We start from the raw sequence: 25,128 nt of genomic DNA, 5'->3' as shown, positions 1-25,128 counted from the left end.
CTGTCAGCAATGTAATATTCACGCCACGCTGGCGATAGCATCGACAACAGATAATGACTGCACATTTAAAGAGGAGTGTAGTTATGAAAATTAGTAAGTATCTGGTTGCCTTTGTCCTGCTGAGCGGTGCGTCTTTTGCTCAGGCCAAAGTGTCAGTCGAGAAACTCCACGAGAAGTACCAGAACGAAAGCAGCGCCATCATGCAGGAGTACGCGGCGAGCACGGGCAAGCCCGCCCCGCTGATTCGTGACTATGCCTATGGCATGAAAATCGACGTGGCGAAGTTGGTGCACACGACAGAAGACATCAGCACCTGCGGAAACTTCAAGAAGATCATGAGTTACGAAGACTCCCAAGGGAAGCTGCATTCCGTGCGCTATACGATGCCAGGGCAATGCGTCAACCAGCGATGATGCTGAAGTGACGTCTACGAAAGCCGCCTCGACAGGCGGCTTTTTACTGCCTGCGATTCGCTACTCCCTGAACAGGAAAAATGGCAACGATGACGTTATAAACCAAGCATAAAAAAGGCGCCCACCAGGGGCGCCAGGATTCACCTCTTCCAAAGGAGCATAAATGCTTCAAAGGTGAATAGGGTGAGCGCTCGAAGAACTCCGAACGCTGCAAGGGACATGCAATGACTATATCCGGCGAAGATAACAAGAGCGTTGTTGGAACATTACAATCCTGCAATCAATCACTAGTTACCTTTACATACACAGCACCTACTAGAGAACGCTGAGTGGGTATTCGACTATCAAGCGAACTTCGTCCAGATCCGACTCGAACTGAGTCGCCCGTGTGTTGGCCTGACGAATGCGGAAGCTCATATCCTTGAGCGATCCAGTCTGCACGATGTATTTGGCTTCGAAGTCCCTCTCCCAGCGCTTTTGGTCGGTCAACGGATTGCCATCTGCATCCCGGCGCATGTAGACGCTGTTGGCATTGGAATAGTCGGCGTCCGTTCCTTTGCCATACCGCGCCATGAAGGACAGCCCTGGCACGCCGTAGGGCGCCATGCTGAGGTCGTAACGGAGCATCCAGGACTTTTCCTTGGGCGAGTTGAAGTCGCTGTACTGGATCGAGTTGTCGAGGTAGATGGAGTCGGCCTGGCGCAGGTAATCGAAGTCGTCGTCACCATTGTTGCGCTGGTGCGTCAGCGCCAGTGTGTGAGCACCGAACTGCACGCCAAGCTTGCCGCTCCAGATGCTGTTGTTGAATTCACCCAGTTGCTGGGAGCCTTCGTCCACCGCCTTGTAGTAATTGAAGCCACCGATCAGTGCCACCTCATCGCTGATCGGGTAGCGCAGGGATGTACCCACGTAGTACTGATCCCATGCATCTTTCAGTCGGCTGCTGTAAGCGCTGAAGCTGACGTTTTCATTGAGGCTGTAATCACCACCGAAGTAGCCGACCCACGGCGAATCGACACCACCCGCGTAAAAGGTCGCGAAGTTGTCGCGCATGTTGCTCGACACCGGCTGGCTCATCGAGTGCAAACGACCACCCTGCAGGGTCAGCCCATCCAGGCTGTTGTTGACGAAGGTAACGCCGCGGAAGGACTCGGGTAACAATCGCGAGTCACCGTAATGAACGACCGGCGTGGCAGGAAATACATCACCGACCGTCACCGTGGTATCGAATGCCCGCGCCTTCAGTGCGCCACCGACCTTGCTGTAGTCGTCGCGCGCCTCGCCATCGCGATCCACCGGCAGGACATCGAACGAACTGCGCCCGCCATTACGGCCACCGCCGGTGTCGAGCTTGATACCGAGCATGGCAAAGGCATCGACGCCAAAACCAACGGTGCCCTGGGTGAACCCAGACTCGAATTTGCCAATGATGCCGTGTGCCCAGGCCTCGGAATAACCGGCACCACCCGGCGCGGTTTCGCCGTTGCGATGATCACGGTTGAAATAGAAATTACGGTTGAGGATGCTCAAACTACTGCCTTCGATGAACCCCTCCTTCTGCTCATCCGCAATTGCACAATTGCTTCCAACGATCGCTGACATGACGGCAAGCGACAGTGCGGCTTTTTTCTTCATGGTTGCTCCAGACGTTAAGGCAGTTTTCTTATAGATAGGTGGCGCTTTTGTAATTCGTGAAACGTTGGCCAAACGCTATCTTCCGCCCGGGAGCTAACGCCAAGGTGATGGGGAAATTACAATTCTGAAAGGAATGAGTAGCCACGCGAACCATGCGTTGACGGCCACTTTTACGGGATGTCTGCCATTACGAGAATGAGCAGGAAGTTGCCCGCGAGTAGTCTGAAGACCGGGCCTACTGCAATTGAAAACGGCCTTGCAAGGCGAGCATTGCTCTGGCGGCGATGCGGGTATCGATGGGCTTCAAGGAGGGGTTGGGTCTGGCACACACCTGGTGCCGATCGGCGAATTGGCGATTTCGCGGTGAACGGCGGGTTGTATGGGAAATCCCCGGGGCGGCTTGCCCGCCCCGGGGTTCAGGACTTACTGATTACGTGTCACGCGCCAGATGGTATTGGCGAGGTCATCGGCGATGATCAGTGCGCCTTTCGGGTCAACGGTGACACCCACCGGCCGACCGCGGGTTTTGCCCTCGTCGGTACGGAACCCTGTGGCGAAGTCGATGGGCTCACCAGCCGGACGTCCGTCATTGAACGGCACGAAGATCACCTTGTAGCCCACCGGATTGTCGCGGTTCCAGCTACCGTGCTCACCGACGAAAACGCCATTGGCGAACTGCTCGCCCATCTCCGGGATGGAGAAGTCGACACCCAGCGCGGCGACGTGGGAGCCCAGGCTGTAGTCCGGTTTGATGGCACTTGCCGCCTTGTCCGGATTACCCGGTTTCACCCGCGTATCAACTGTTGTGCCCCAGTAGCTGTAGGGCCAGCCATAGAACTCGCCTTCACGCACCGAGGTCAGGTAATCCGGCACCAGGTCAGGGCCCAATTCATCGCGCTCGTTGACCACGGCCCACAGCTGCCCGGTCTCGGGCTGAATGGTCAGTGCCGTGGGGTTACGCAACCCGGTCGCGTAGGGCTTGTGAGCACCGGTCTCGGCGTCGACCTGCCAGACCAGCGCGCGGTCGGCTTCGACTTCCATGCCGCGCTCGCCAATATTGCTGTTGGAGCCGATCCCCACGTACAGGTACCGACCGTCCTCGCTGATGGTCAGCGCCTTCGTCCAGTGATGGTTGATCGCGGACGGCAGGTCGGTGACCTTGGTCGGTGGGCCACCGGCTTCGGTCTGCCCATCTTCATAATCGAAGCTGACCAGTGCATCCTGGTTGGCGACGTACAACTTGCCCTCGAAGAAGGCCAGGCCGTAAGGCGCGTTGAGGTTTTCGGCGAACACCGTCTGCACCTCGTAGGTGCCGTCGCCATCGGCATCACGCAGCAGGGTCAGGCGATTGCCACTTTTGACCTTGGTATTGCCCTGAGCCTTGATATAACCCGCGATCACGTCCTTGGGCTTGAGCTTCGCAGCGTTGCCGCCGCGGCCTTCGGCGACGAGGATATCGCCATTGGGCAGCACAAGCGTCTGACGCGGAATACGCAGGTCAGTGGCGATCGCCGTGACGCTGAAACCCTCGGGCACGGTAGGCTTTTGATCGCCCCACTCCTCTGGTTCGGCGATCTTCATGCTGGGTAAAAAACCGCGTTGTGGTTCCGGCAGTTTGGGATCCGGGCCACGGTGCATGGTGGTATCCGCTTCGCCGCCGCAGGCGCTCAGCAACAGCGCCATGCTCAGGACAGTCAGTGAGCTTGCAGTTCTCATTCGACACCTCCCGAACGCAGGCCGCTAAGACCGATCCACGCCGTAATGGTGATCAACAGGGTCACTATCACCGACAGCACCAGGCTCGCCGGCATGATGGCCCAGGCGTCTTTCGCGTGCTCGAAGGCGTTGACCAGCCCGAGTACCCAGGTAATCAGCAACAGCAGGAAGTACATGACCGGGCGCCCGGCCTTGCGGTCGGCACGGATCAGATTGACCAGCGCGAACAGCAACGCCAAACCGGAGAACAACAACCCACCAGCGATTAGCCAGGCGGCGAAGTTGCTCCACTGGATCTGGAAGGTCTTGTAGTAGGCGACGTCGCTCAGCAAGGCGCCGAGAAACAGGGGGACGGCTCCGGCAAGCAGGATCGCATGTAGCGGGCTTGGCGTGCGTCGATAGACGGGGTGGGTGGTAACGGTCACGGCGGCTCCTTATCGTTCAGCGACACTGGATCGAGGCTCGGTACGAATGCACCAGCCCGTCAGGCTCGCGCTGACTGCGCATAGGAAAGGATCGCGCTGCCGGAACGTTAGTTCACCTCCATTTCCCGACGGAAATATTTTGAAAAATCGACTGCATTGCTCAACAGAGAATCTTCCACAATCGGCTGCCTGGAGTGAAAGTGCCAGGCAGCCGATTGCACCTCAACGTGCAGTACTGCTGCATCATCGGCGTATGCAGCAGTCGTTCAGGGCTTGGGCAGATAGCCCGGCAGTGCCTCTACCCGCTCGAGCCACCGCGCGACGTGGTGGTACGGGCTGAGATCCACACCGCCTTCAGGCGCCAGCACGACGTAAGGGTAAACCGCACAATCGGCGCCACCCGCCTGGTCACCTGCGCAAGCCCGAACTACCTGCGCAGCGCTCCGACCATCGACACACCGCAATCACTGAGCGAGCACGCCTGCATCGCGCTGGCCTCGCAAGGCCGCCACTGGTACTACCGCCACTAGGGCAAGGAACTCACCGAAACCATCACACCTAGGCCGGTATGCAACCAGATCCGCGCTGCCAGCCAGGCCAGCGTGGAAGGGTTAGCAGGCCGTTGAAAAACGTTGGCGAGGCAGCCAGCGCAAGGCAAAAACAGGCGAAAAAGCGGAGTTTACGTGTTGTAAATGAGCATTTTGAGCCTGTTTTTAACGCCGCGATGGCCACGCAGGTAGTTTTTCAACAGCCTGTTAGGCATCACCCGGCTGATGCATTACCAGGTGGCGGACGAGCTCGCCAATGACCGCCTGGTGAGAGTCCTAGAGGATTTCGAGCCGGTGGATTTGCCGATCCAATTGATCTACCCGCATTCCCTGCAGCTCTCTCCGCGGGTGCGCGCACTCGTGGAGTGGGCATGCCCGCAGTTGGAGAAGCTTGTGCCAGATCCTTGCAGCCCATGACGATCAGCCCAACAACCCCTTGAAGAACTGCGAGGCGTTTTCGTCGAGGGTGGCGATGTCGTAGCCGCCTTCCTGCACCACCACACAAGGCAGGCCAAAGGCGCGGATACGGCGCCCCAGTTCCCTGAAGCCGGCATGGCTAACCGAGACCTTGGACTGCGGGTCGTTCTCGTAGATGTCGAAGCCCAGCGAGAGCACCAGCACCTGCGGGGCGAAGTCGCGAAGGGCCTGTTCGGCCTGGCCGAGGTAGGCGAAGAAATCCGCTTCGGATGCGCCATGGGGCATTGGCAGGTTGAGGTTGTAGCCCTCCCCTCGGCCACTGCCCTTCTCGTCATCGAAACCTGCCACCACCGGGTAGAAGTTGGTCGGGTCGCCATGGATGGAGATGTACTGCACATCGTCACGCTCGTAGAAGATCTCCTGGATGCCCTGGCCGTGGTGCATGTCGGTATCGAGGATGGTCACCTTGTCGAAGCGCGCCCTGAGCACTTCGGCGGCGATGGCGGCGTTGTTGAGGAAGCAGAAGCCACCGGCTCCTTCGGCACGGGCGTGATGGCCCGGCGGGCGGCACAGGGCATAGGCCTGCGGCTCGCCGTCACGCACTGCAACAGCGGCAGCGACTGCCGCTTGCGCTGACCAGTAGGCGGCCTGCCAGGTGTGCTCACCGATAGGGCAACTGCCGTCGGCCAGATAGCGTGCGGTCTTGCCGAGGATGCCGCGCAGCGGATTGTTCTCGCGGATGAAGATGTTCGACATCACCTCGTCGCCCCAGTCTTCGTCCACTTCGTGCCACTGCGTGTAGGCGTCTCGCAAGTACTCCAGATACGCGCTGCTGTGCACGGCATTCAGCGGCGCAAGGCCGTGATCCTCGGGTTCGATCAGCGCGAAACCGAGCTGGCGCGCCATGGCCAGCAGCGGATCGATACGCGCCGGTACTTCCTGGGGCTCGCGCATCTGCCCGCGGGACAGGTAAGAGCGTGGGTGATGCAGACGTTGGTGCGGATGGAAGAAAGTCTTCATGGCGATTCTCGTCAAAGCGTTGGTCTCGCGGTGCCGGCGGCCAGCACCGGGGCTGACGGCCAGCAGCGCTTGTCGTTTCAGTAGCCCAGTTCGGCGTCGACCTGATTGTTCAAGGGCAGGCCGGCGTTCAGGCGTTCGAGGTTGTCGGCGATCTGGCTGGCGATGCAGGCATCGGAGGCGGCAGAGGCCATGTGCGGCGTCACCCACACACCAGGCACTTGCCACAGTGGCGACTCCTTTTGCAGCGGCTCCTCGGCGAACACATCCAGCAGCGCGCCGCGCAGTTGACCGCTGGCCAGCGCTTCGAGCAGGTGGCTCTCTTCCACATGCTCGCCGCGGCCGCAATTGACCAGCGCAGCACCCTGAGCCATGCGTGCGAACACCTCATGGTTGAGCAACCCGCGAGTCGCTGGCGTCAGCGGAAGCAGATTGACCAGCAGGTCGAGGCCGCCAAGAAACTCAGGCAGCGAGGCGTCCCCGGCGAAGGTGGCGACATCCGGGAGCTGCCGCGCGGTGCGGGCCCAGCCACGAACGGTGTAGCCCGCCTGCGCCAGCCGCAAGGCCACCGGCGTACCGATGGAGCCCAGGCCCATGACGCCGACCTTGAAGTCCCGCGCGGTACGTTGTACCGGCCGCTGCCACTGCAGGCTCTGGCGACCATTGAGCACCTGGTCGAAGCCGCGGTGAAAATGCAGCACGCCCCAATGCACGTATTCGGCCATGCCTTGGGTATGGTCGGGGTCGACCACACGGCAAACGGGAATCGAACCCGGCCGCGAAGGGTCATGTTCCAGATGATCCACGCCGGAACCGATCGAATGGATCAGCCGCAGCGCCGGCAGCCGGCCCAAACTTCCGGCCGCGGGATACCAGCACACCGCGACCTCGGCCTGCTCGGCGCCCTCCTCGCCTGGGCGCAACACCTGCAGATGCGGCGCATGTCGAGTGAACAGACCGGCCAGCCAGTCTTCCAGTTTCGGCTCTCGGCAGAGCAATACGATGCGCGCCATGAGCCTAGCTGCACCAATCGTTGCGCTGATCGTCGATCAGGCTCAGGGCGGCCTGCCAGGCCAGGTCAATGATGCCCTCGACTCCATCGCGGGAGAACTGCGCCGCGGTATGCCGGCACACTTCTTCACTGGGGATGTTCAACGCCACGCCTGCCGCCATCGCCTGAATCTGCGCCTGGCAGGCACGCTCGAGAAAATAGATCTCGTGGAAGGCATGCGCCACGCTCTGACCGCCGGCCAGCAAGCCGTGGTTACGCAGGATCATCGCGTTGTGCGTGCCCAAGTCGGCGACCAAGCGAGCACGCTCATCCAGCGATAGCGCGATGCCTTCATAGGTGTGATACGCCAGGTTGCCATAGAACTTCAGGGCATGCTGAGTGAGCGGCAACAGGCCGTCACGCTGGGCAGCCACGGCCATTCCGGCGGCGGTGTGGGTGTGCACGATGCACTGCATGTCCGGCCGTGCAGCGTGAATCGCCGAATGGATGACAAAGCCGGCCGCGTTGACCCGACCCTGGCCGTCCAGACGATCCACGACATTGCCGTGCAGGTCGATCAGCACCAGATCGCTGGCGCGCATCTTCTCGAAGGCAACGCCATAGCGGTTGATCAGAAAGTGATGCTCGGGCCCTGGCACGCGCAGGGTGATGTGCGTGTCGATCAGGTCGGTCATGCGGTAGTAGGCGACCAGCCGGTACAGCGCGGCCAGGTCGCAGCGGGCCTGCCATTCGACCTCGGTGAGGGTATTGGGTTTGCTCATGGGGTAACGGCCTCCGGGTTGGTCAGGCTGACGGGTTGCCGCTCGCTGGCGCGCAGGTGGGCCAGGCCGATGACGCCAACCAGCGACATCAGCGCGAGGATGCTGAAGAACAGCGCCAGCGGCCACCACTGCCCGGCGTACTGCCCGGCCAGGTAGGTGCCGATCAGCGGCGTCAAACCACCGGTCAGGCCGCTGCCCAGTTGATAGGCAATCGAAATGCCGGAGTAACGCACCTGCGCTGCAAAGGCTTCGGCCATGTAGCCGGCGATCGCCGAATACAGCGCCGCCAACAGCAATACGGCCAGGGCGATACCTGCCGTCATGTAGATGAGGTTACCGGTCTGCACCAGCATGAACATCGGGTACGGCACCAGCATGCACAGCCCCGCCACCCATTTGAGGAAGCGCCCCTCACCAAAGCGCTCGGCGAGCAGTGCCGAACACGGCTGGGAGAGGAACTGCAGAATGGTCACCAGGAACAGGCAGTCGAGAATGGTCGACTTGGATATGCCCTGATACTGCGTCACGTAAGTGATCATGAAGGTGTTGGTGAAGAAGAACCCGCCGGAACCGATGGTCACCGCCAAAGCGGCGAACAGGATCTGCCGCCAGCTATGGCGGATGACATCCTTGACCGGGCTCTTGGAGGTCTGCTTCTGCTCCTTGACCTTAGCGAACTCCGGCGACTCGGGAACACCGAAGCGGATGAACAGCCCTACCATCATCAATACGCCACTCAGCAGGAACGGCACACGCCAGCCCCAGCTCATTAGCGCGTCCTGATCCATCTCGCTGATGGCGCGAAAGGCGATCAGCGCCAGCAGCAGGCCAGCCGGGCTACCCAGTTGCGCGAAGGAGGCAAAGAACACCTTGCGGCCCTTGGGCGCGTGCTCGCTGGCCATCAGCACAGCGCCGCCCCACTCGCCACCCACCGAAATACCCTGCAGGAAGCGCAGCGCGACCAGACCTATCGGGCCCCAGATACCGGCCTGGGCGTAGGTTGGCAGCAGGCCGATGCAGGTGGTCGCCACGCCCATCAGCACCATGGTGAACAGCAGCATCTTCTTGCGCCCGAGACGATCCCCGAGATGACCGAACACCACCCCAGCGAACGGCCGCGCGATGAAACCGACAGCGAAGGTGGCGAAGGCGGCCATGGTGCTCAGCACCGCGTTGTCACTGGGGAAGAACAGCTGCCCCAGCACCAGCGCGGCGGCGAAGGCGTAGATGTAGAAATCGTAGAACTCGATCGTGGTGCCGATGAAGGCGGCCGCCGCGGCACGGCGCGGCGTGGAGGTGGGTGTAGTCATCGCAAGCTCCCGGATTCGTTTTTATAGGCAGGAGAAAAAGCACATCCCAGGTGCGGGATCGGTCGCACTCTGGCGGTGCATTGCCAGATCATGCCCCCGCCCCTATGCTAAGCAAAGCTTCTAATATCAATACTCAAGTATAAGCAATACGGATAATCGAACACCCATGAACCCCGGCCACCGCAACCCCGAGGCCCGTCGTTTCCTCAACGACCGGTTGGACTGGAACCTGCTGCGCACCTTCCTGGTGATCGGCCAGGAAGGCAGCATCAGCCGCGCCGCAGCCCGCCTGCACCTGAGCCAGCCAGCCGTCAGCCAGGCCCTCAAACGCCTCGAGGAACAGCTGGAAAGCGCCCTGGTAATTCGCAGTGGCCCACGCATCGCGCTGTCCAGGGCCGGCGAGGAAGTCATGCAGATCGCTGCCGAACTCTACGGCACCGTCTCGCGCCTCGGCCCGGCGCTGGACGCCCCAGAGGAAAACGTTGCCGGCAAGATCCGCATGCTGATGATCAGCCGCATCCAGTCGAGCTTCTACGACGACTTCCTGGCCAACTTCCATGTCGACTACCCCAGGGTCGAGTTCGAATTCGACGTGCTGCGCAGCTCCGACGTGGTAAGCGCGCTGCTGCAGAAAACCGCCTCCTTCGGCCTGAGCCTGTGCCGAACGCCGCAGTCACGCCTGGAACAACGGGTGATGCTCAAGCAACGCTATGCGTTCTTCTGCGGCAAGCGCCACCCCCTGTTCGGGCGCAAGAACCTGAAACTCGGCGACCTGCAAAGCGAGAACTTCGTCAGTTTCACCAGCGACCAGATCGGCGGCAACCTCTCGCCACTGACCATATTCCGGGATCAGCAGGGCTTCACCGGCCGCATCGTGGCCTCCTCGCCCAGCCTCGACGAAATACGCCGCCTGGTCGCCGCCGGCTATGGCATCGGCTGCCTGCCGGAACATATCGTCGCCAAGGACGTGCAAGCCGGCGAAGTCTGGCGCCTGCCGCCTGCCGAAGGTGTCATCGACGTGGACGTCTACCTGCTCTGGAACCGCGACCAGAAACGCACCCACGCCGAAGCGATCTTCCTGGAGCGCTTCGAGCAAGCGTTGCGGGCGACGGAGTTGCAGGATCGGTTTTGAGCAGCGATGCAGGGGCAACACCGCCTGCATCAGCCTTGCGCACCGACTAGAGAAATTCCACCCCTTCGCACTTGTAGGCACCGATGAACAGGTCGTCGGTGAGAATTTCACCGTCGAGGTTGAAGCAGAACAGGTAACTCTCGGTGCGATCACCGATCTCCACGCTCTTGAGGCCGATGCATTCGTTGGGGTGGCCGGGTACCAGCTTGAACGAGGAAATGCCGCGCTCGGGCACTCGTTCACCAATCTCCAGCACTTGAATGTCGCTAAAATCCTCACTGGCGATTACCAGCTTGTTGCTACCTCTCTCGCGACCGTCGACCTCCTCATCGAAGGGCTCGGTAGATACCTTGCGGGGGAAAAACAGCCATTGGCGTCGGTACGGATGCCATTCAGCCGCCTCATGGATCACGTACCCCTGCTCGCCCACGCCCAGCGCTTCGCGGATCAGTGCATAACGATCCTGCCAATCGATGCTCTGCAGGCCGTAGTCACGGCCGACCACCTTCACCCACTCCTCCTCGGGACGCTTGCCGTGGCTACCGACTACCAAGTGATCGCCCCAGAGCGTGGCCCATTCGCTCTTGAAGCCCTTGAAGCGTTCATCGCCGCTGCCGGTCATGAGGATCTGTCGCGGGATCAGCTGGTTGTGCTCGCGTATCTCGCAGACTAGACCGGTGCGGTCGTCGAAGGTCAGCAGGCGCTTGCCGAACATCACCAACTCGGAGAATTCCGCACCCCGACCGCCTTCGGCGATCAAGCTGACCAGCTGGAATTCGCCACCTTGCTCGGGCAAGATTTCCTCGAAGCGATAATGCGCGCGACCCGCTTCGTCAACAACGCGGTGCAGGCGGTCATGCCGCAAGGTCGAGCGCCAGGCGACCTGACCATCTTCCAGTTCGATCTGCGAGGCATGGTCTTCGTCGGTGATGATCGCCAGCAAGTATTCATTGGTCTGGTCATCGTATCGCTCCAGGCGCTGGCGGTCGGCATCGAAGTGGGTCATTTGGGTAGTACCTTTACTGGATTGCAACGGCAGACCCCCGCCACGGCACCTCAGTTCAGAACAGTTGCAACGGCTCAGCGATTTCGAGGACGTGGGCAGCACACAGAGAGAGATTCGTCCCCTATTGTTCTATAGCGCTTCGGTAGTTGCCGGATCAGGCGCCAGCTTTGCGGCATTTCCACAGCGGGCGGTTTCGGTCAACAGCACCGCCGACGCGTTGATCTGCTGGCCATTGTAGTAAGACACCACCGGCTCCGTACTCAGCGCGCCCTGACCCGCCAAGGCATAACCGCGCTCACCACACAGCTTGCTCGCCTTCTTGTCGATGGCCTTCAGTAAGGCCTCTTTCGACTGGAAAATGTTGCCGTGAGCGGTAAGACGATACTCACCGGGTGCCACCTCCTGGTAATTGGTGATGGCGCAGCCGGTCAAGCACAGCAGGGGAATAAGCAGTAGTGAACGCATGATGGCCTCCTTGGCCTTATTCGAAATCAGGGAACAAATAGGCCGCAAATAGGGGCAGACCACGATTGGTGGGGCGTTAATCGTGGTCTGCCCCTATTTTTCACTCGCCCAGTTCTACGGCCAGAAAATAAATCTGTCCCCTTTTCTATCATGTGAAAAATAAATCTGTCACCTTTTCTCTGTCACCTTTTCTCTATTCCCACTCAGCTCCTGCAATCGCCCTAACCTACCATCTCCTTTATGAAGCGAAGCCCCGCTTCATCCCGAATTGCATAGATACTTTCATACTGAAAAGAAAGAATGAACCTACAGCTTTCCCTCTCAGCCAGGAAACTCAAAAAGCGCTTAATATCATCATAACTTTCTGCAAGAAGATTACCCGGACAATGAAATGCGCCTCTTACCCCTACCCCCCAACTTACATTTATTTCTTCAGTCACGACCTCCTCAAAACCATGACACTCTCGAAATACAAAGTAAGCATTAGATCCCTCAAAGTTTCCTGACACCCCATCGCCATCAACGGAGATTTTTGCTCCGAATTTAGATAATACTGAAGAAATCCCCCTCATTGAGATACCAGACTCCACTTCAAGACTCATAGTTATTGTCATTTTGCAACCTCGATGACCTTAAACTCACCATTCTTCATAAGATATAGCTTCTTCAAACCCTCAACCGGCCTGAGGGTCAAAGCACTCTCGAAAAAGGGGACAGATTTATTTTTCTGACACTTTCCTAGGCCTACCCTGACCCCGTAGCTCTATCCGTTGTCCTTGGACTCTCTCTATTTCATCCACAAAACGAGCACTACCGGTTAACTGCCCTCTCTGAAGTGCAGTCCGGATCAGTTCAATTTCACTTGACGTTACAGCTTGGCGCATGAACTCCATATAACGGATACGACGCCTTTCAGGCGTATCGCCAAGTGCGATGAAGCAAGGGTCAATATCCAACCAATCACTGTCCGCTTGATCAGTGGCGCGCATCTGGTAACTCGACCAGGGGTAGTCACCTGCCTCGGCAACCATACGGGCCCGAACCGGGTTTAACTCGATATAGCGGCAGCAGGCAAGTAAGTAGGCGTCTGACTCGACCACACTGGACTTGTAACGGCTCTCCCAGAGAGTGCCGGTGCGCCCTTCCAGACGATTTCTATACCGCGTGGCACGCGCTGCCAACGCCTTCATCAACAGTCCCAACCCAGCGATGGCCTCACCGGGCGCCAGCAGTAGATGGACATGATTTGTCATCAGGCAGTAGGCGTAGACCTTGATCCCGAAGACGTCTTTCAACTCGCGCAGATCAGCAATATAACGTTGATAATCCTGATCGCCGACAAAGACCACCTGCCGATTATGGCCTCGCTGCACTACGTGATGCGGGTAGTTAGGCACCACAATGCGTCCCATCCTTGGCATAACAACCTCCTTCCATTAAGGCTTTCAGCTTAGTCGATCATGTGAAAAATAAATCTGTCCCCTTTTCTTACATCCATTCCCCCTGCGACCGCACCGAGCGATGAAAAGACGGTCTCTGTCCTATACGATCGCCACCAGGCAACGATTCACCGCGCCACAGCGTGACCTATTCAGACACAAGGACTATCCCCATGAAAGCCTTTCAGATCGGCAACCAGCAAGGCCTGGACAGCCTCACCGCAACCACTCGCCCCGCCCCGATTGCAGGCCCGGGCCAAGTGCTCGTCGCCCCACGCCTGGTCAGCCTGATCAGCCGCGATGTGCAACTGCTGCGTGGTGTCTACGGCGCGCGCCAGGCACCAGAAAGGATTCCGGTCTCCGAAGGCGTCGGCGATGTCATCGCGGTAGGCGCAGGTGTGAGTAACATCAAACCTGGCGATCGCGTGGTCTGCGGGCATTTCCCCAACTGGCTGGAAGGTGAATTCCGCCCCGATGTATTCGCCCATGACATCGGCATATCCCACGACGGCTGGCTGGCCGAACGGGTCGTATTACCCGCCGCCGCGGTTATTCAGGTGCCGGCTTCGCTCGCCGACCAGGACGTTGCCGCACTGGCCTCGGCCGGCCTCACCGCCTGGAACGCGCTGATCGAAGTGTGCAAGGTCAAACCGGGCGAGCTGGTGCTTTGCCTGGGCACCGGCGGCGTTTCGCTGGCAGCGCTGAAACTCGCCAAGCTGCGCGGCGCACGCGTGGCCATCACCTCCTCCAGCGACGAAAAATTGCAGATCGTGCGCCAGCTCGGCGCCGACATCACGATCAACTATCGCCAGCATCCGGACTGGGCCGCCCAGCTCATGGCCCTGACGGATAACGGCGGCGCCGACGTGATCATCGAAACCGGCGGCCAGGACACCCTGGGCCAGTCCATCGCGGCAGTCGCCGCCAACGCACGCATCGCCGTGATTGGCGTAACCCCTGGGCAGCAATCGCCGATTCCGAATTACCTCTCGCTGATCCTCAAGAACGTGACCATCCGCGGCATCGCCAATGGCAGCCGCACAATGTTCCAGGAACTGCTACGCGCCACCGAAGCGAACCGTATCGAAACGGTGATCAGCAAGACCTTCAAATTCGAGGAGGCGCCGGCCGCCTATGCGTACTTCGCGGCGCAGAAGCAGGTGGGGAAGGTGTTGATCGAGTTCGGTTGAGCGACTTTAGTACGGGAGCAAAACAGGTAGGCGAGTTATCTGTCCGCCTACCTGCTTAGCTCAGGGTGCTCCCGATACTCCCCGCCAATTTCCGTAACGTTTCGCAGCACCACTGCCCGGCAATGGTTGATGCTCAGTCAGCATTGAAGCAGATGCCGAGTACGGGAAAAGGGGACTGGATGCGAGCCAGAAAGGGGAAAGGGGACAGATTTATTTTTGGCCCGCAGAACTGAGCGAATAAATAAATCTGTCCCCTTTTCCCCTTTTCCCCTTTTCCCCTTTTCCCGATCTCCTTCAATTGAGACCCTCAGCTTAGCCAATCAGGAGGAAAATAAATCTGTCCCCTTTTTCCCTTTCTTTTCCGCTTTTTCCCTTAAGGCGTTAAGGCGCCGGTACACCTGGGAACACTTTATTCCACAATATTCCCACCAAGTAGCTTTTAGCATCACTTTTATCATCTGCTGGATAGACAACATAACTGTCATTATCAAGCAACTCAACCCAAAGAGCAGATTGATCATTAAAAAGCCCAAGCAATTCATGCTCTATTTTTTCTCTCTGACGCTTATCATTTAGCACACGCCCCAAAGCAGCGAATGCCTCACTTTCATCCAAACCAACATCCACCGAAAATATAGAGCAGAGTAGGTTTTTTATAACTGGATAATCCTGCATAACATCACCTAGATGGGAATATGGTTATAGTTTCCCATTTTTTTGTAACTGCAAAAAGGGGACAGATTTATTTTTGGCCCGCAGAGCTGAGCGAATAAATAATCTGTCCCCTTTTTCCTTCGTCCCCGCCCCCCGAAACCGACTATAAATATATCATGTCCAGTTCTCATCAAACTCGGCCCTATAGCCATTCTCAATACGCTCAACGAGTAGCGGCGCACTAATAATGCCGTCAGTAGGATACTTTAGCTCATCAGTCGTTAGCTTTCTTTCAAGCCTAAAAAATTCAGTACCATCCCATAGCCAAAGGGAACCGCCAGCCCCCCCATTCCTAGCACGAAAAGTAGGAAAGCTTTTCAATACTTCAGGAATTTCAACATTCACGACAACAGAAACAAGCCCTTGGTTGACAGCAGATTGGGCAACAAAAAAAGCAGAAAACTGCACTCCACCTGCAACAACAACAGAAAAATCCTTAGGCTGCTGATTATAAAACCCTTGAAAAACACGGATCAAAAAACCAAACTCTGGATGTTTATGGGTGACTTGTGCGTATGATACACCCTCTGAAGTCAACACCTGTAACACATCGCCCAGCTTTATTCTTTTGGCCATTTAGAACCCCTCACATCCGGCATCTTTCAAAAGTTTAGCACCCCAAACCAAAGCAGCTTCATACTTTGTTGGATTTTTTACGGAAAAAAGGGGACAGATTTATTTTTCTGACACTTCCTAGGCCTCCCCTGACCCCGTAGCTCTATCCGTTGTCCCTGAACTCTCTCTATTTCATCCACAAAACGAGCACTACCGGTTAACTGCCCTCTCTGAAGTGCAGTCCGGATCAGTTCAATTTCACTTGACGTTACAGCTTGGCGCATGAACCCCATATAACGGATACGACGCCTTTCAGGCGTATCGCCAAGTGCGATGAAGCAAGGGTCAATATCCAACCAATCACTGTCCGCTTGATCAGTGGCGCGCATCTGGTAACTCGACCAGGGGTAGTCACCTGCCTCGGCAACCATACGGGCCCGAACCGGGTTTAATTCGATATAACGGCAGCAGGCAAGCAAGTAGGCGTCTGACTCGACCACACTGGACTTGTAACGGCTCTCCCAGAGAGTGCCGGTGCGCCCTTCCAGACGATTTCTATAGCGCGTGGCACGCGCTGCCAGCGCCTTCATCAACAGACCCAACCCAGCGATGGCCTCACCGGGCGCCAGCAGTAAATGGACATGATTTGTCATCAGACAGTAGGCGTAGACCTTGATCCCGAAGACGTCTTTCAACTCGCGCAGATCATCAATGTAACGCTGATAATCCTGATCGCCGACAAAGACCACCTGCCGATTATGGCCACGCTGCACTACGTGATGCGGGTAGTTCGGCAACACAATACGTCCCATCCTTGGCATAACAACCTCCTTCCATTGAGGCTTTCAGCTTAGTCCATCAGCAATAAAATAAATCTGTCCCCTTTTCCTGTCCCCTTTTCCTGCATTCAAATTACCCTTGCGGGCTAGGTGCAACCTCTTCACCATTTAAATATACTGAAACTACGCTACCCTCCCATCCGTAGCAAATAATGCCCTTATCGAAATATTCGACTTCGAAACACCCATTCCCCCCAGCTCCAACAACATCAACCGAGACACCAGGCTCAAGCAAATACTCCTCAGCCCAAGGCTCGATAATAAGCAAAATACATTCAGACGTCCCATTAACACAGCTTATCTTCATAAAATGTCAATCCCAATTATCTAAAATCTTCTGCATGAGTGCAACACGATTCCTAGCAGTGAGATTGTTTGAATTTCTATTAAACTCATTAGAGTAAAAATCTCTCCACTGAGCAGCCATTTGTTTCGTCAATCCTTGCGCTTGCATTGAGGCAACTTCTGAGTGATTGATAGTATCGATGCGATTGAGTGCTCCCTCTGGCCTAGCCCCCCAACCAATTACGTCTTTCCCAAATTGGCTTTGAGTCATTCCTTGAGGCACTAATGGTCGATCTAGCTTAGGAACTGCAGGATTAGTTACTCCTTTAGGAGTATCAGTAGCGGCATTACTCCCTTTGATATCAGGTTTAGGCGTTGTCGAGTTTACACTGATTACCGTTTTACCGCCCTTACCAGAAACAGATCCAGTGAGAATACTACTAATCAACCCACCACCATTGATCAGTTTCTGATCAGACTCGTATGTCTCGGGCTCTAAATCATATCCTTCAATTTTCTCTGCAATAAGCCTGCCCGCAGCTTCGTTGAGTGAGTCAAGATAATTATTTATGCTTTGCCCAATATCTGTTTGAGCAAACGCTTGCTCAACAGCAAATTGAATGATCCCTTTTGGCCCACTCAAGCCCGCCACTACTATCCCAACCGCTAGCGCATTCTTGGGGTTTTTATCGATATAAATCTGAACATTTGCGGCATGATCTAAGATCTGCTGCAAAGCATTCGGATCAGCCGGATTAACCGTATCAGGCTTCAGAAGCACGGGAATGCGACCATCCGAAGCTGTGTTTACCTGCGGCTTTTCTTCATCTATACCGGGTATATCTTTGGCGGACATACCAAGTGCGGACGCGGCCTCACGAATCTGCTCTTCGGAAATTCCATTTATCGCATTAAGCTGAGCAAGTACGTTCTGCTGAAAGCCTGCATCGCCCACAATAGCCTTGGCATCCTTGAGCTTCATGCCGTTCAACAGCAGCACTTCGAGCCCGTCTTCAGCGATATTAGCGAGTCCCGCTTGCCCGGCGCCTGCAGGCCGATCGATACCTAGAATTTTTTCCAAGCGGTTGTAGCTAACATTCAGACCAACACTGATTTGCCCCAGATTCTCCTTGGCCGTCTCATCATAGTTAGCAAGCGCTGTAGCCCATTGCTTAACAGTGGCCTTAGGGTTCTTCAAAGCATCGATGGACGACTTACTCACATACAGGTCAGTACGGCTCTCCTCGTCCTTGGTGATCTCGTACGCACTGCCCACGTCTCGATTGAGACCTGCGGTCGAGTCACCGCCTGTTTCCGCGTCGCGACGTACAATAATTTCGCCTTCACCAACAGTGGCGCGGGCTATTTGCTCACGCTCCCGCTCGTATTCGTAGCCCTCCACACTCCATCCAGTTTGGCCTTTTTCACCTTTACCGGACTGACTCTTATCCTGCTGACCAGTACCGTAGCTGCCACCCACGTTGAGGTAGTAACTGCGCTCACGGTCCTCGCCATGAATATCGCGGAAGCCCAAGGTGTCGGTTTCCAACTTGAGATTGCCGCTCTCAGAAGCAATCACCGCCCCATCGATTTGAGTGTGTTCGGCAGTGTTTATGTCCAGGCGATCTCGAGCGATAACGCGCGTCTGATCGTTCACCCAATCGGTCTTGCCACTGGTCTCCCCGAAACCAACCGAGCCGCTGACGCTAGCGCCGTAGCCTATAGTGACCGTGGCACTGACGTCGTACTCCTTACCTGAGGCTTTACCGGTATCGGGCACAGAGGAAATAGTGATATTACGCCCCACATCACCTTTTACGTTCTCGCCCTCCACGTGAGCACCGGTGATGCTGGTATCGCGGCCACTGACGAAATTCACATCGCGCCCTGCATACAAATAGGCGTTCTGCATCTGCTCGCCTTCGCGATCAAGCTTGCCTTTGCCCAGGCTGGCACTGACGTAAACACCGAAACCTTCGCTACCTACAGTAACGCCAGCCTCCCCGCCCGCGTTGCGCCGGTCGTTGTCGGTACTGCTCTGGTTCTGCGCCGCGCCAATGAGCAGGTCGTTACCTGCATTCAGATTGATGTCTCGCCCGGACTGTGCGTGGGTACCGATCAGGGTGAGGTCATTACTCGCGTCCAGATTGACATCCCGACCTGCTAGCAACTCACTCGGGCTAGACGTACCTTGTCGCCCTTCCTGGGTAGCTGTACCGGCACTTGCACCGACACCGAGTTTGAAACCACCCGAGGTTCCACCTTTAATCCCGCCCTTACCTTGTTGTTGCTCACTATCAACGACGTATTCGCCCCGAGCGACGCCTATCGAAACGTCATTGCCCTTGATATTGATATCGCGCCCGGTCTGCAGGCGGCTGCCGTCGATAGAGACATCGTTGCCAGCAACCATATTGATGTCGTTACCAGCCTCCAGGCTGGAACCACGACCACTGACCTCCGTTTGGCTGACACTTTGGCTCTGGCTGCTGCTGCCCAAGTGGCCATCGAACGTCGGGCCAGACATAAATTGGCTAACGCCATCTATAGCCTTGAGCGTGCTTGAGTGCTGGCTGACCGTGTTTTCACCTTTGCCAGCGCCGCTTACCGCGTCCTTGGTACGCTCGAAGTTGTGGTTGACTGTCGTGCTCGTACCATTGCGCTTCTGACTCTGCTCTCTTTCAATGCTCGACTGTTCACGGGCGGCATCGACGACAATGTCGCGCCCGGCCTTCATGTTCAGGTCATAACCGGCCTGCATGTCCGAGCCTTGCTGCCGGATATCGCGACCAGCGCGCACATCCAGATCGAGCCCGGCATTGATCTGGCTGGCGGCAGCGGTTTGTTCGGCGGTACGGGTCTTGTCCTTCAGCGCTTCAGCGCCTACGAAGGTGGTAAAGCCGTTGCCATCGGCGCTCTGGAGCAGGCCCACAGTCTTGGTGTTCTTCCACGAGGTGATCTGTTCGCTGCTGCTACCTGCGACGACGTTGACATCACGCCCGGCATCGAGCAGCACATTGCGACCCGCGCTGACGCCGCTGCCGACCACATTGATATCGCGCTCGGCGATCAGCGAAGCATCGCGCTCGGCATTGACCTGGCTGCCTACGTTGGTGGAGCGGATGCTTTCCTGGCCGCTCTTCTTGGCACTGGAGATGGCAATGTCACCACCCCAGCTTGGCGTGCCCACGGCCAACCCGACTGCGTCGCTGCCTGACAGACCGAACTTCTTCTTATACGACTCGCTGCGGCTATACGCTTCGTCATTGGCCGCTACCAGGTTGATATCACCCGTGTCCTTCACCAGCCCGGCGCGCAGCTCGACGTCGTTTCCTGCATCGGTGGTACTGGCGCGCAGGCGAATATCGTTACCCGCCGCGATGACCACGTCGTTGCCCGCTTCCAGTTCGCTGGCGACCTGGGTGGCACTGGTCTTGAGCTGGCTGCTGCCACTCTTCGAGAGGCCGAGGAAGCCGGATTTGGTTTTCTTCGAGTAGGAGCCATGCTCTTCGACACCGGACAGCACAGCCACATCGCCTGTGCCGCCAACCAGTAGGTCGTTACCCGCAGTGAGCTGGCTGCCGATGACGGTGACGTCACGACCACCATCGAGATTCAGGGCGCCGTTAGCAGCCTTGCTGGTATTGATTGTGAGGTCGTTGCCCGCCTCGATCACTGAGGCGACGTTGGTGCTGTCGTAGCTTTCAGTCTGCGTGGTCTTACTGCGTCCGAAGGAGCCTTTTTTCTTCTTGAAGTAGTAGGAGGCGTTTTCGTCCATGGCAGACAGAATCTGCACGTCTTGCCCGGCGTCGAGATCAACGTCTTCGCCGGCCTGCACACGGCTGGCGACCAGCCCCAGGTCATTCCCAGCGGCCAGACGAACATCCTGTCCAGCCTGCAACACACTCGACTGCTGGGTGATCTGGTCGCGACTCTGGGTGACTTTCTTGCTTTGTGAGAAGGAGTGACTTTCATTGGCTGCGCTGGTAATCAGCAAATCACGCCCTGCTTTCAGGTCTAGATCGCCAGCAGATTGAACACGACTGGCCACCACGCTCAGATCGCGGTCAGCGGCGATCTCAAGATTGCCGCCAGCATTTAGGTCGCTGCCGTATTGGGTAATACGCTCATCCCGGTAGTAGTTGCCACGCGTGCTGCTCTGTACCTTCTGTACGGCACCGAGTTCGACATCGCGACCGGCCACCAGCGACATCTCCGCATCGCTGGACAAGGCACCCGCGCGGTTGAGTATGTCGCGGCCTGCCGTTATATCCAGGTTGCCAGTTGCCTCGAAGCGTGCGGCGTTGTCGACATAATCCTGCTGCCAGCGCTGTGAACCGATGCGGCCAGTGTTGGTGGAAACGGTACGCTCGTTCACCACATCGCCAGTCAGTGCACTTGCACTGACATCTCGCCCGGCGATTATCCCGCCTTGCGCGTTGCGAATGCTTTCTGTAGCCATCAGCTGCAACTTGCCATTGGCCTCCATCAGACCGACGTTGGATACATTGCCTGCTTGAGCCGTGAGTTCCAGTGCCCGCAAGGTGCCTTGGTTGCTCAACTGGCCACCGGTGATCAGAGCGACGTCCTGGCCTTGGATTAGAGCGCCAGTCGGTGCCAGCCGGCCGTTCGCCTGGGCCATATAGAGCACGGGGGCCAATACCTTCTGGCCCGCCACCTCACGCTCTTCCATCCATACGATATCGTGGGTCAGTGCCGCGACCTGCTCAGCTGACAATGCAACACCCAGCGATAGGTTCAGCGCGTCCTTGCTCGCGATGGCGTTATCCATCAGGTAACGGAACTGTTGCTCGTCGCTGGTGATACCGGCCAGGAAGCGCTGCCCCGTACGGGCGATGATCGCGTCTCGTATGAGCTTCTGCTCATAAAGTCCATCCCCCAGCCGCCGTTGCATCTGATCAGGCGTAGCACCCAGGCGATCGATCATGTAGTCGGAGCTCAGGAAACTTGCCAAATCGGCAAAATCTGGATTGGTCTCGATCAGATAAGGGTGTTGGGTATTGGTGTTGACGCTGAATAGCCCGTTCTGCCCGGCCGGCAAAGAGAAGCTCGGCAGCCCGAGGGGATCTATGGCCTTTTGAGCGAGATCCGGCGGCAGCTGAGCATTGAGCAGTACCAGCGGGTTGGCATTACCGCTCACGGCTGTATCTACAGCCTGCTGTTGGCCATCGACGTAGGCGACGTTTTCACGTGTTACGCCATTTTCCAATCGATTTGCAGCGTTGATGAGTACCTTGCCGCCCGCTTGGACGATGGCGTCAGCAGCCGTACCGATATTGACCGACTGCTCGGTGGAGCTGGCCAACGAGTAGCCCAGAATTCTGGAGGGGACTGCGTATCCAGCTGCGGGATTGAAGTTTGGATTTACGCGATTTGTTATTTGCCGGTCGGGGGAAACAGGAGATGGCGGCTGCCCCTCATCGCGCGGATTTCCATTAATGAGATAGGAGTGAATAAAGAGCGAGTTGTACTTGTTGTATTCAGAGACTCCTCCACCACTACCGACCAACCCGAAGAAAACTGAGCTATTTTCCGAGTCACCCGGGTTACGAAACGTGCGGTTCCTTACCACACGCTCCTGCGAAGCCCCCTGACTTACGAAAGACTCGACTGAAATATCAACATCGCCGGCAGCTGACACCACGCTTTGCTGGTTATCAAACGTTTTACCCGCATGACTGAAGTTGCCGCCTGCTGTAATGACTGACGCTGCTGAGTCCGAAGTGACAACGCGCTCAAAATTCTCGGATACGTAATAGTAGAGATCGTAATGACGCCCTTTGCAGTCAATACACTCATAACGAATACTGCCTGAGAGCAGGCGTTCGGAGACGGTGAAGGCGTCCCGTCTATTGAGCAGCTTCTCTGCGTTCAAGCGCATGTCTTGTGCACTTTCGATTTCTGCAGAAATGTTTTCCAGAACCTTAGCGCTAGAAGATGACGCACCAACGAGAGTAAGACTCCCTTGGCTGTATATATTGGCAAAGCGGTTGGTCAGCTGGTCAGTGCGGAGTTCGAGGTTCCCGCCGCTGAATATCAGCCCGTCTTCGTTATGAACCTTCTCAGCAACGATGAGCAGTTGGCCTGCCGCCCCGGTGGTTCCTCGGGTCTCCAGGGATTTGGCCGCTAGTGCCAACCAAGAGCCGGTAGTCATCTTGCCGCGGCTCACTAAGTCGCCCAACGCAGTCAGCTTGCCATATCCGCCGCTGCGCACCTGCGCGCCTGTACCGAACTCCATGTTGTCGGCTCGCAGGTCAAGATTCCCTACGGCCAGCAGACTGCCTTTACCGCGGTAATCGCCACTCAGGCGCAGATCAATATGGCCGTTGGTTTCAATGCGACCATCATTGACCCAGCTTTCACCTTCAGTGATCAGGCTGTTGCCTGCCAATAGCCCGCCGGTGGAGGTCTGGGTCAGGCGGTCGATATCGAGGGTGATGGAGGCGGCCTGCAACAGGCTGGTATTGACCCACTCTTCAGCACTCAGGGTTACTGCGCTGTTGGTGATGAACTCGCCACCGGCCTGACCGAGCAGCTCCATGTCTAGGTTCAGACCGCCAGTGCCGAGGTGACGCACGACACCGCGCTGGTTACTGAGCGACTCAGTGTCGAAGGTCAGCGCCGCATTGCCCATTTCCAGCAGACCGTCATCGTTGTTCAGGCGGGTGCCGATATCGAAGCGGCTTTCGCCCGTGCTGCCCAAGGCACGCAAGCGGCCATCAGCATTGCTCAGGCTGTCGGCCTTGATGTCGAGGCGGCTGCCGGCTTCGACCAGACCACCATCATTGTTGAAATCGGTGGCAACTCGCGCTTCTATTGCCCCGCCAGCCGCCAGGGTGCCAGCGCTGTTATCGACAGATTCAGCTTTGATCGCCAGCGCTTGGCCAGCCAGGGCGCTGCCTTTGCGGTTGTCCAGCGTCTGGTTATCGAACGTCAGGTTGCGCTGGGCGACAACTTCGCCACTGCGGTTGTCGAGCTGCTCGGCCTTGAGGGTAGCGTTGCCCGCCACGGTGATCTTGCCACTCTGGTTGTCGAGCTTTTGTAGATCGGTGTTCAGGGTGCCATGGCTGGTCAGTTGACCGGCGTTGCGTACGTTGCCACCGTCGAGCTGCAGATGGCCGGCGCTGTTGGTGCTGCCGTTGGCTCGCACGCCCGCCTCGATGATGCCGGCGTTGTCCAGCTGCGCCGCTTGTACAGTTACCCGCTCACCGCCTGCCAGGCTTTCTTTAACCACGGTTTTGCCAGCGGCAGTGACCGTCGCATTGCGCCCGGCATAGGTATCGGCATTGAGCTCGATGGCATCGGCCACCAGGGTGACGTCACCGCTGGCCGCCATGCGGTTGGTGGTCAGTTGCCCATTGGCATCGATCTGAATATCACCGGCGCTGGCGGCCATGTCGCCGGCCAGTTTCACACCCACGCCTGCTTCGGTACCCACCAGGCGAATCGCCCCCGCGTACATGCCGCCCAAGGCCGAGCTGTCGATGGCCAGTTGCGGTTTATCGCTGCCGTCATCGGCCTTGGCGGTGGCCTGCAGAGTGGCGGCATCCACGTCGTTGCGGCCGGTGATGACGTTCAGGCGTTTGGCGTGGATCTCGGCGTTTAGCTTGGCGCTACGGGTGATCAGGTCGAACTGGTCGACGTTACCTGCGTTGAGACCAGCGCCTTCGATGGCGATGTCGCCGCCGTTGACGTCGAAGCCCTGCAGGCGACCGTTGTCGACCACCGGGGCGCCGGTGGTCAGGGTCGCGCGCGGGGTGTTGATGAAGCCGCAACCGTCACAGGTAATGCCATGGGGATTGGCAACGATGACGTGCGCCGACTGCCCGGCCACTTCCGTGTAGCCCTTGAGTTGGCTGCGGTTGCTGCCGGTGACCTCGTTGAGTATGACGTTGGCGGCACCGTTTTTTAGATTCGGGTTGCCGGTGATGTAGCCGCCCAGCTGGGTCGGTACGAAAGCCTGGGCGCCGTTGTTGAGGATCAGCCCCTGCTGCCCGACGTTGTAGTCGGTGAATTTGTTGTGCGACAGACCACTGCCGTTGGGCGTGGCGATGTTCACCACTGGCACGCCATTCTGTGCCTGGCCGATGGCGGCATTGCCGCCGGCTTGGGCATCGAGGCTCAGCTCGGCCGCCACCGTGACGATGGGATTAAGGAACATCACCCCTGCGACGATCAGGGCAATGTTTTGGAAGAATGGGCTGCGAACGTCCATGTAGAGTGCTCCG

The 25,128-nt window shown here is 57.6% G+C and carries 18 protein-coding genes and 3 pseudogenes; 5 read left to right on the top strand and 16 right to left on the bottom strand.

Features of this window, described 5'->3' with window-relative positions:
• The first annotated feature begins 83 nt into the window (after positions 1-83).
• Positions 84-413, top strand: coding sequence for a DUF2790 domain-containing protein (locus tag K5Q02_RS11215; protein WP_225839208.1), 330 nt, complete (start codon positions 84-86; stop codon positions 411-413).
• Positions 414-728: 315 nt separating this feature from the next.
• Here the strand turns inward: K5Q02_RS11215 and K5Q02_RS11210 are convergent, their stop codons facing one another.
• The 4 genes and pseudogenes from K5Q02_RS11210 to K5Q02_RS11195 all read right to left on the bottom strand — a co-directional run.
• Positions 729-2,015 carry an OprD family porin gene (locus K5Q02_RS11210; RefSeq protein WP_442963999.1) on the bottom strand — a complete coding sequence of 429 codons (1,287 nt, stop codon included), beginning with the start codon at positions 2,013-2,015 and terminating at the stop codon, positions 729-731.
• 456 nt (positions 2,016-2,471) lie between these two features.
• Positions 2,472-3,764, bottom strand: a complete 1,293-nt coding sequence (locus K5Q02_RS11205; RefSeq protein ID WP_225839205.1) for a PQQ-dependent sugar dehydrogenase — start codon at positions 3,762-3,764, stop codon at positions 2,472-2,474.
• A complete protein-coding gene (locus K5Q02_RS11200; protein ID WP_225839203.1) occupies positions 3,761-4,189 on the bottom strand; it encodes a DUF2231 domain-containing protein in 429 nt (142 codons plus the stop codon). The genes K5Q02_RS11205 and K5Q02_RS11200 overlap by 4 nt, the downstream gene beginning before the upstream one ends.
• Positions 4,190-4,455: 266 nt before the next feature.
• Positions 4,456-4,584, bottom strand: a pseudogene (locus K5Q02_RS11195) (glutathione S-transferase); the annotation flags it as partial.
• On the opposite strand from K5Q02_RS11195, the pseudogene K5Q02_RS11190 reads away from it, so the two are divergent.
• Together K5Q02_RS11190 and K5Q02_RS11185 are read left to right on the top strand one after the other, a co-directional pair.
• Positions 4,567-4,800: pseudogene (locus tag K5Q02_RS11190) on the top strand (LysR family transcriptional regulator); the annotation flags it as partial. The pseudogenes K5Q02_RS11195 and K5Q02_RS11190 overlap by 18 nt on opposite strands.
• Before the next feature lie 144 nt (positions 4,801-4,944).
• Positions 4,945-5,154 (top strand): annotated as a pseudogene (locus K5Q02_RS11185) (LysR substrate-binding domain-containing protein); the annotation flags it as partial.
• A gap of 3 nt (positions 5,155-5,157) precedes the next feature.
• Here the strand turns inward: K5Q02_RS11185 and K5Q02_RS11180 are convergent.
• From K5Q02_RS11180 to K5Q02_RS11165, 4 genes are all read right to left on the bottom strand, one after another.
• Complete coding sequence (locus K5Q02_RS11180) at positions 5,158-6,174, bottom strand: histone deacetylase family protein (RefSeq protein ID WP_225839201.1); 1,017 nt, start codon at positions 6,172-6,174, stop codon at positions 5,158-5,160.
• A gap of 77 nt (positions 6,175-6,251) precedes the next feature.
• Positions 6,252-7,184 carry a 2-hydroxyacid dehydrogenase gene (locus tag K5Q02_RS11175; RefSeq protein WP_225839200.1) on the bottom strand — a complete coding sequence of 311 codons (933 nt, stop codon included), beginning with the start codon at positions 7,182-7,184 and terminating at the stop codon, positions 6,252-6,254.
• A 4-nt stretch (positions 7,185-7,188) separates the two neighbouring features.
• Positions 7,189-7,944 carry a class II aldolase/adducin family protein gene (locus K5Q02_RS11170; RefSeq protein WP_225839198.1) on the bottom strand — a complete coding sequence of 252 codons (756 nt, stop codon included), beginning with the start codon at positions 7,942-7,944 and terminating at the stop codon, positions 7,189-7,191.
• Positions 7,941-9,254 carry an MFS transporter gene (locus tag K5Q02_RS11165; protein ID WP_225839196.1) on the bottom strand — a complete coding sequence of 438 codons (1,314 nt, stop codon included), beginning with the start codon at positions 9,252-9,254 and terminating at the stop codon, positions 7,941-7,943. The genes K5Q02_RS11170 and K5Q02_RS11165 overlap by 4 nt, the downstream gene beginning before the upstream one ends.
• Positions 9,255-9,420: 166 nt before the next feature.
• On the opposite strand from K5Q02_RS11165, the gene K5Q02_RS11160 reads away from it, so the two are divergent.
• Entirely contained in the window at positions 9,421-10,386 is a 966-nt protein-coding gene (locus tag K5Q02_RS11160; RefSeq protein WP_225839195.1) for a LysR family transcriptional regulator, read from the top strand.
• A gap of 46 nt (positions 10,387-10,432) precedes the next feature.
• On the opposite strand, the gene K5Q02_RS11155 is transcribed toward K5Q02_RS11160, so the two are convergent.
• The 4 genes from K5Q02_RS11155 to K5Q02_RS11140 all read right to left on the bottom strand — a co-directional run bounded on the left by K5Q02_RS11155 (position 10,433) and on the right by K5Q02_RS11140 (position 13,278).
• Entirely contained in the window at positions 10,433-11,392 is a 960-nt protein-coding gene (locus K5Q02_RS11155; RefSeq protein WP_225839193.1) for a hypothetical protein, read from the bottom strand.
• Between the two features lie 129 nt (positions 11,393-11,521).
• Entirely contained in the window at positions 11,522-11,857 is a 336-nt protein-coding gene (locus tag K5Q02_RS11150) for a hypothetical protein (RefSeq protein ID WP_225839191.1), read from the bottom strand.
• A 221-nt stretch (positions 11,858-12,078) separates the two neighbouring features.
• Positions 12,079-12,459, bottom strand: coding sequence for a hypothetical protein (locus K5Q02_RS11145; protein WP_225839189.1), 381 nt, complete (start codon positions 12,457-12,459; stop codon positions 12,079-12,081).
• A 117-nt stretch (positions 12,460-12,576) separates the two neighbouring features.
• Positions 12,577-13,278, bottom strand: coding sequence for a transposase (locus tag K5Q02_RS11140; protein WP_225839188.1), 702 nt, complete (start codon positions 13,276-13,278; stop codon positions 12,577-12,579).
• A gap of 191 nt (positions 13,279-13,469) precedes the next feature.
• On the opposite strand from K5Q02_RS11140, the gene K5Q02_RS11135 reads away from it, so the two are divergent.
• Positions 13,470-14,486 (top strand): zinc-dependent alcohol dehydrogenase family protein, encoded by a 1,017-nt coding sequence (locus tag K5Q02_RS11135; RefSeq protein ID WP_225839186.1) that lies wholly within the window; start codon positions 13,470-13,472, stop codon positions 14,484-14,486.
• A gap of 381 nt (positions 14,487-14,867) precedes the next feature.
• Here K5Q02_RS11135 and K5Q02_RS11130 read toward each other — a convergent pair whose 3' ends face one another.
• The 4 genes from K5Q02_RS11130 to K5Q02_RS11115 all read right to left on the bottom strand — a co-directional run bounded on the left by K5Q02_RS11130 (position 14,868) and on the right by K5Q02_RS11115 (position 25,115).
• Complete coding sequence (locus tag K5Q02_RS11130) at positions 14,868-15,161, bottom strand: hypothetical protein (RefSeq protein WP_225839185.1); 294 nt, start codon at positions 15,159-15,161, stop codon at positions 14,868-14,870.
• Positions 15,162-15,314: 153 nt separating this feature from the next.
• Positions 15,315-15,776, bottom strand: coding sequence for a hypothetical protein (locus K5Q02_RS11125; protein ID WP_225839183.1), 462 nt, complete (start codon positions 15,774-15,776; stop codon positions 15,315-15,317).
• Between the two features lie 77 nt (positions 15,777-15,853).
• Positions 15,854-16,576 (bottom strand): transposase, encoded by a 723-nt coding sequence (locus tag K5Q02_RS11120; RefSeq protein WP_225839181.1) that lies wholly within the window; start codon positions 16,574-16,576, stop codon positions 15,854-15,856.
• 331 nt (positions 16,577-16,907) lie between these two features.
• Positions 16,908-25,115: a DUF4951 domain-containing protein gene (locus K5Q02_RS11115; RefSeq protein WP_225839180.1), complete on the bottom strand. Its 8,208-nt coding sequence runs from the start codon at positions 25,113-25,115 to the stop codon at positions 16,908-16,910.
• Positions 25,116-25,128: the final 13 nt, after the last annotated feature.

This window comes from Pseudomonas sp. MM211 (genome assembly GCF_020386635.1).
Classification (GTDB): domain Bacteria; phylum Pseudomonadota; class Gammaproteobacteria; order Pseudomonadales; family Pseudomonadaceae; genus Aquipseudomonas.
The sequence above is the reverse complement of the archived record's forward strand: the minus strand, read 5'-3'. Positions and strand labels throughout refer to the sequence as shown.

Coding starts and splice junctions, on each gene's coding strand:
- K5Q02_RS11135 (WP_225839186.1), top strand. CDS start 13,470: ATGAAAGCCTTTCAGATCGGCAACCAGCAAGGCCTGGACAGCCTCACC.
- K5Q02_RS11160 (WP_225839195.1), top strand. CDS start 9,421: ATGAACCCCGGCCACCGCAACCCCGAGGCCCGTCGTTTCCTCAACGAC.
- K5Q02_RS11205 (WP_225839205.1), bottom strand. CDS start 3,764: ATGAGAACTGCAAGCTCACTGACTGTCCTGAGCATGGCGCTGTTGCTG.
- K5Q02_RS11130 (WP_225839185.1), bottom strand. CDS start 15,161: ATGCAGGATTATCCAGTTATAAAAAACCTACTCTGCTCTATATTTTCG.
- K5Q02_RS11165 (WP_225839196.1), bottom strand. CDS start 9,254: ATGACTACACCCACCTCCACGCCGCGCCGTGCCGCGGCGGCCGCCTTC.
- K5Q02_RS11125 (WP_225839183.1), bottom strand. CDS start 15,776: ATGGCCAAAAGAATAAAGCTGGGCGATGTGTTACAGGTGTTGACTTCA.
- K5Q02_RS11155 (WP_225839193.1), bottom strand. CDS start 11,392: ATGACCCACTTCGATGCCGACCGCCAGCGCCTGGAGCGATACGATGAC.
- K5Q02_RS11215 (WP_225839208.1), top strand. CDS start 84: ATGAAAATTAGTAAGTATCTGGTTGCCTTTGTCCTGCTGAGCGGTGCG.
- K5Q02_RS11210 (WP_442963999.1), bottom strand. CDS start 2,015: ATGTCAGCGATCGTTGGAAGCAATTGTGCAATTGCGGATGAGCAGAAG.
- K5Q02_RS11175 (WP_225839200.1), bottom strand. CDS start 7,184: ATGGCGCGCATCGTATTGCTCTGCCGAGAGCCGAAACTGGAAGACTGG.
- K5Q02_RS11180 (WP_225839201.1), bottom strand. CDS start 6,174: ATGAAGACTTTCTTCCATCCGCACCAACGTCTGCATCACCCACGCTCT.
- K5Q02_RS11140 (WP_225839188.1), bottom strand. CDS start 13,278: ATGCCAAGGATGGGACGCATTGTGGTGCCTAACTACCCGCATCACGTA.
- K5Q02_RS11115 (WP_225839180.1), bottom strand. CDS start 25,115: ATGGACGTTCGCAGCCCATTCTTCCAAAACATTGCCCTGATCGTCGCA.
- K5Q02_RS11120 (WP_225839181.1), bottom strand. CDS start 16,576: ATGCCAAGGATGGGACGTATTGTGTTGCCGAACTACCCGCATCACGTA.
- K5Q02_RS11145 (WP_225839189.1), bottom strand. CDS start 12,459: ATGAGTCTTGAAGTGGAGTCTGGTATCTCAATGAGGGGGATTTCTTCA.
- K5Q02_RS11150 (WP_225839191.1), bottom strand. CDS start 11,857: ATGCGTTCACTACTGCTTATTCCCCTGCTGTGCTTGACCGGCTGCGCC.
- K5Q02_RS11170 (WP_225839198.1), bottom strand. CDS start 7,944: ATGAGCAAACCCAATACCCTCACCGAGGTCGAATGGCAGGCCCGCTGC.